Annotated in this window: 3 protein-coding genes; 2 read left to right on the top strand and 1 reads right to left on the bottom strand. The window is 49.4% G+C overall.

Translation table 11 applies throughout. The annotated features are described in order from the left end of the window. Nucleotides 1-381 precede the first annotated feature (381 nt). Together dnaE and ABGY95_RS08400 are read left to right on the top strand one after the other, a co-directional pair. Entirely contained in the window at nt 382-3888 is a 3507-nt protein-coding gene (dnaE, locus tag ABGY95_RS08405) for a DNA polymerase III subunit alpha (RefSeq protein WP_347441234.1), read from the top strand. Nucleotides 3889-4072: 184 nt separating this feature from the next. Then, nucleotides 4073-4246 carry a hypothetical protein gene (locus tag ABGY95_RS08400; RefSeq protein WP_347441233.1) on the top strand — a complete coding sequence of 58 codons (174 nt, stop codon included), beginning with the start codon at nt 4073-4075 and terminating at the stop codon, nt 4244-4246. Between the two features lie 856 nt (nt 4247-5102). Here ABGY95_RS08400 and ABGY95_RS08395 read toward each other — a convergent pair. Continuing rightward, on the bottom strand, nt 5103-5559 hold a 457-nt coding region (locus ABGY95_RS08395), incomplete at its 5' end, for a zinc-binding dehydrogenase (RefSeq protein WP_347441232.1).

Genomic DNA, 5559 nt, shown 5'->3' with positions numbered 1-5559 from the left:
CGATCAAATAGCTGAAGTTGAGAGAAAGCTAAACAGCAGACCTCGTAAAGTACTCGACAGAAAGACCCCAAACTTTATGTTTTTAACACCTAACTAACAAGGTGCACTTCCAGGTTGAATCCAAGCTTATTGTGAATAAGTTGAACAATGTTAAATGGTCTTTTACATTCATAAATACCAGGCCGGACGACTATTTGATCCCTCGTACAATAAGAAGCTTGAATGATAAAAACACCCCCCGAATAACTCTCCCAAAAATAAAAGTTCCCGCCCATCAAGCCCACCGTGCAATGGCAGGCTTTTTTCTTTGTCTAATTTCTGCTTCTTCAGCTCACTTTTGATTGCATCCGCACCCGCTATTCCCCAAGCTGCGCGAGCCTTATGTCAGACTCATTCGTTCACCTTCACGTTCATACAGAATACTCCATAAAAGACTCAATCGTCCGTATTAAGGAGCTAGCTGGAGCAGTCAAAGATAATGGGATGAGCACGGTCGCCATGACCGATCACGGCAACCTTTTCGGGACCGTTGAGTTCTACCAGAAAATGACAAATGAAGGAATCAAACCGATCCTTGGCTGTGAGATCTACCTCGCTCCAGCTGCGCTCACTTCAAAGAAAGACATCCCAGGCCGTAAGCGCTCGACCCACCTCACTCTCCTCGCTAAAAATAAAACCGGCTGGGACAACCTAACCAAACTCGTCTCACGTGGCCACCTCGATGGTGACTACTTCGGCGAACCGCGTGTCGATCGCGAAACACTGCGCGAATTTTCCGAAGGCATTATCTGCTTATCAGGCGATGATGATGGTCCTATCCACGAATGGTTAGAGAAAAATGATATGGAGCAAGCGCGCGCGCAAGTCGCCGAGCTCAAAGACATTTTCGGTGCTGACGATTTCTATATCGAGCTAATGGACCACGCGCTCGAGACTCAGCCAGCGATTATTGCCTCCCTGCGCCAGCTGGCTGCCGAATTTGATCTCAAAGTCGTCGCCACCAATGATATCCACTTTCTTAAGCAAGATGAGCACGAAGCCCACGACGTGCTTATTTGCATAGGTGAGGGCTGCCTTATTATTGATGAAAACCGTAAGAGTTACTCGGACCAAGTCTACTTCAAGTCCCCTGCCGAAATGCGCGAGATTTTCAAAGACATCCCTGGAGCTTGTGACAACACCTTAGAGATTGCTGCAAAATGTAATGTCGAGCTAATCCTAGACCCGACTAGCTCGGACAAGTACCCGCAGTTCGAATCCCCCGATGGCAGCCCACGTGAGGAGTACTTCAAGAAGGTTTGCCGCGAGGGTGTTGAAATGCGCTACCCTGAGGAAAAAATCCAAGAACTCTGTGGTATCTACGATACCGATGTCGAAGGCGTCTGGAAAATACTCGATGAACGACTTGAGTACGAAGTAAACATTATCAATAGTCTTGGTTTTGCATCCTACTTCCTGATCACAGCAGACTTCATCGTTTGGGCACTCAACCAAGATATACCAGTCGGTCCTGGTCGTGGTTCTGCTGCAGGATCGCTAGTAGCCTACGCAATGCAGATCACCGATATCTGCCCAATGCGTTTTGGACTACTTTTTGAGCGATTCCTCAACCCGGAACGTGTGTCACCACCCGACGTCGATATTGATTTCTGTCAGACCCGTCGACCAGAGGTCATCGATTACGTGCGTAAAAAGTACGGCGAACGCTGTGTCTGCCACATCATCACCTACGGTACTCTCGGTGCCAAATCTGTGCTGCGTGATGTTGCCCGCGTGATGGGTGTTTCTTTTGGAGATGCAGCTCAAATAGCTAAGCAGATAGAAACTGCCCCAGGAGTAAAGCTCCAAGCGGAATACGACCTTAAAGAAGAACTCCGAGACATCATTGCCGCCTCTAGCACCTACCAAGAACTCTGGAAATACGCCATTAAGTTAGAAGGACTCAAACGTAACACCGGTGTTCACGCCGCGGGTGTGGTGATTGGTGATGGCGACCTCGACCGCCACGTGCCACTCGCTCGCGCGAAAGAAGGTGAAGTAGTTTCACAGGCAGACATGGGAGCTATCACGGAGATCGGGCTACTCAAAATGGACTTCCTAGGGCTCAAAAACCTAACAGTCATTCAGGACGCTGTGGATCACATCACCCCACACACACCAGGATTTGACATCACAAAAGTCCCACTCGATGACGTCCCAGCCCTAGCTCTCCTCAACCGTGGTGAAACCATGGGTGTGTTCCAGCTGGAATCCGGTGGAATGGTCGAGACCTGTAAGAAATACGGAATAGACAAGATCGAAGACGTGATTGACCTTTTAGCCGTCTATCGTCCAGGTGCGATGCAGTATATCGACGAGATGATCTCGGTGAAAAAAGGCATCACCACAGTGGACTATGAACACCCTCTGCTAGAGACCATTTGTGGCGACACCTATGGTGTTATGATCTACCAGGAGCAGGTGCAGAATGCCGCTAAAGTTCTCGCAGGATACTCGCTCGGTGGTGCGGATATTCTGCGTCGTGCCATGGGTAAGAAGAAGCCGTCCGAGATGGCCAAACAGCGTGAGATTTTCGTCAAAGGCGCTGCCGAGACTAACCAAATCGATGCAAAGAATGCCAACAAGATTTTCGACAAGATCGCTGGCTTTGCTGGTTATGGTTTTAACAAATCCCACTCCGCTTGCTACGGTCACATTTCCTACTGGACCGCCTACCTCAAAGCTAACTTCCCAGTAGAATTCCTCTGTGGATTGCTCTCTAATGAGATCAACAATACCGAGAAAATTGCCGTCTTCATCGCGGAATGCCACAACATGAAGATCGAGGTCCTCCCACCCGACGTCAACAAATCCAACCTCCGCTTCAGTCCTGAGAAGCTTGCTTCAGGGAAAATGGCCATCCGCTACGGTCTCTCCGCCATCAAGAACGTTGGTGAAGGTGCTATGAAAGTTGCTGTTGCTGACCGTGAGGCCAACGGGCCATTCGCGTCGATGGAAGACTTTTCTAACAGACTGGACACCAAAGCTGTCAACAAACGCATTCTCGAGAACCTCGTGAAAGCCGGAGCCTTTGACTGGACCAAAGAAAATCGCTCCAGTCTAGACGCTAGAATCGAGAACGTCATAGCCTCAGCTTCTTCATCCCACAAAGACCGCGCCTCAGGCCAGGTCTCACTTTTCGACACCGTCGATTTCGGCTCCGCACCTGAGCCAGAGGATACACCACGTATCCTGATGGAATGGCCAAAAGAGCAACGCCTTGATACTGAAAAAGAACTACTAGGATTTTACATCTCAGGTCACCCACTCGATGCCTACCGTGGTATTATCGATGCTGACATGTACACCCGTATCGGCCTCATCGAAGAGCTCGATCTAAACGACCGTAAAAAGCGCCCACGCCTCGCAGGCATGGTCAAACACATCGAACACAAGGTCACCAAGGCTGGTAAACCGTTCGGTGTTATTCACCTCGAAGATTTCACAGGAACCAAAGAAGTCCTCGCCTGGAGCGAGAGCTACACACCAGCACGCGAAGAAGGTTTGCTAGAACCCGGCAGCGTCATCCGCCTCTTCGCTAACGTTCAAGAAGACGATCGGAACCCTGAATCACGCCGTGTCTCAGGATCCAAGATCGAGGGCCTCGCAGGGAAACGTGTCACTGGATCTGATAAAAAAGCTCTCAACATCACTCTCTGGACCTCTAAGCACGACATAAATGATCTCCACGAAATAAGGGACATTCTCCAACGTAACCCAGGTAAAACCAAGGTCTTGATCCATATCCAGAACTCCATGGGCGACCGAGCCACCCTCGCCGCCTCCGATTCCTTCCTCATTAGAAAGTCTGATTCTCTAGAGATCGCTTTGGCGAAGTGGATGGAGTGACTCCAGCACTTCATCAGCCCACATAATAACGAGGAATCCCTTTGAGTAGCCTTCTAACACTAGCTTACTACGGAATACCTATTCCTCAGCCTCGCCTTGATCATCACTCCAGCTCCAGCCAAAGAAGACACTAAGCTTTCAACTACGCGCGTCACTCAAATAACAAAGTGACCACAAATGCTGGATGCCGCGACATAAGGCAAAATTACAAGAGAAGAAAGGGCTTGGTGATGCACAACTAGTTTTCCTCGGAGACTCCATTACCCACGCATTGGAAAATAAAGAAAAATCCCTATGGAAAGAAAACTATGCGCCCTACACTGCTCTCAACCTAGGTTATGCGGGTGAGCTCACTTAACACGAACTCTGGCGTCGCAACGATCGTGAGCTCGACGGGATCAAGCCTAAAGCCATAGTCATAGTCATAGTCATAGTCATAGTCATAGTCATAGTCATAATGATAGCACCAACAATGTGGGCCACCGCAGTGAAGAATCCAACAAGACTGCTGCGCGGGCATCAAAGGCTACGCCGATGCGATTGCTCCAAGCTTAAAGAAGCTGCTCGCTGAGTAAACTCTGCATCCCGCCTTCGATCTACGCTAGATTCTCGCTATCGACGATCACAATCGCCGTAACTTCATCCGCACCTTGGTCCCTGGTTTTCTTGGACTAAGCCGTGCGTGTCATTGCATCATGGCCGTAGCAAGCCGCGCCAATGCTTGCCAAGGTCGACTACCATAAGATGGAGCCATCAACGGGGACGCCTTCCTCAGCGCGGTTGAAAAGGTAGCAGCTAAGCAACATCTCGACCACTGAACGCCATTTCGAGGTGAGTTTAGTGAAGTTCGAAAAACCTGAATAAATAAAACAACACGAGCACTTAGACAGGACTGGTGTGTGGCTCAGAGCCACAGGCAAGACCGACGTCTGGAAATACGACCTGATGCCTCACGAAAACGAGCTGGAAGAAAAAGTACTCTTCAAAGAAACTGCCAAATTCATTTTGCTCAGAGGCCTAGTCTAGACCTTGACCTCAAAAGCACGCAATATCCACCATCTACAGGCCCACCAACTCACCCAGTTAATCGATGTCTTTTGCCCCGCCATACCATAAAAAAGGGATCAAAAAGAGCACATGGTTTGAGGTTGATAGCGACAACTACAAAGACTAAGAAAAACTCTACGAGGCCAATCGTAGGCCGACTATTCTAACTACTGCCAATCGAGCAAAACCTTGCCTCGGCGCTTGCCTTGCTGGGAACGATTCAGCGCTTCGGCCAATTCACTTGGTTTGTAGGCCTTCTCTATTGATTGGTTCAGTTTTCCATCCACCACCCATTGAGCGAGTTGCTGATAGACATTTTCTATCTCCCCTCTCTCGGCGGCGGCTATCCATTTGGTGATCCACAGTCCTCGTAAGCTTATGCCTTTAAATATGAGAAATTTGTTAGGGACTTTGAGGCTACGCATACTCATGGCCCCAAAGGTGACCTGCGTGCCGTGCTCAGCGAGTGCGTCCATCTGACGTAGTGCGCTGTCACCTCCAACGGCATTAGAGGCTAGCTTGGGTAGGTTTTCACCACAGATCTCGCGGACCTTTGCGACGAGGTCTCCATTATCTAACAAGACATGATCAGCTCCCAGTGCTTTCAACTCAGATTCGAGCCCC

The sequence above is a fragment of the Rubritalea sp. genome (assembly GCF_039830215.1).
Classification (GTDB): domain Bacteria; phylum Verrucomicrobiota; class Verrucomicrobiia; order Verrucomicrobiales; family Akkermansiaceae; genus Rubritalea.
Note: the sequence above shows the minus strand (reverse complement) of the source record. Positions and strands in the feature narration are given on the sequence as shown.